Here is a 637-nt window from a genome sequence, read left to right on the forward strand (position 1 = left end):
CTCTAGGACCTCTTTGGGTGGGTTCGGACCGAATTTCTCGTCAAGTCCTTCCTGGAGTTTCTTACGCAGCCAGGACTCCTGAGTCTCCCCCTCAGGAACATCGAACTGCGGCATCCGGTCGACGTACTTGAACACCTCGTCATAGGAACCAATCATCCCGGTCAGCAGCAAGGTGTTGTCACAGGCCTCCGGATGGTTGGGGAACAGCGCCCGCATCTGCTCCGAGGATTTGATGTAGTAGCCGGAACCGTTGAACCGGAACCGGTTCGGATCGTCTTTGTTTCGGCCCACACCGACACACAGCAAAGAGTCGTGGGCGTCGGCCTGATCCTCAGTGACGTAGTGGGAGTCGTTGGTGACCAGCAACGGAATGTCTAGTTTTTTGGCCAGCTTCAGCAGGTCGGACCTCACCTTCTTTTCGGTCGGGACGCCGTGTTCCATTAACTCACAAAAATAGTTTTCACGGCCAAAGATGTCCCGATAATCGGATGCAGCTTGGCAAGCTTCCTCAAACTGGCCGAGGCGCAGCCGGGTCTGCACCTCACCCGATGGGCAACCGGTCGAGGCGATGATGCCACCGGAGTACTGGCCCATGAGCTCGCGATCCATACGCGGTTTCATGTAGTAGCCCTCATAG

At 56.5% G+C, this 637-nt stretch carries 1 protein-coding gene; it reads right to left on the reverse strand.

All coding sequences use genetic code 11. The features are described 5' to 3' along the window. Positions 1 to 621 (reverse strand): PHP domain-containing protein (locus CSC65_RS16075; RefSeq protein ID WP_274379424.1); only part of this gene is annotated, 621 nt, incomplete at its 3' end. Between the last annotated feature and the right edge of the window lie 16 nt (positions 622 to 637).

The sequence above is a fragment of the Pseudoxanthomonas daejeonensis genome, from assembly GCF_010093205.1.
Lineage (GTDB): Bacteria > Pseudomonadota > Gammaproteobacteria > Xanthomonadales > Xanthomonadaceae > Pseudoxanthomonas > Pseudoxanthomonas daejeonensis.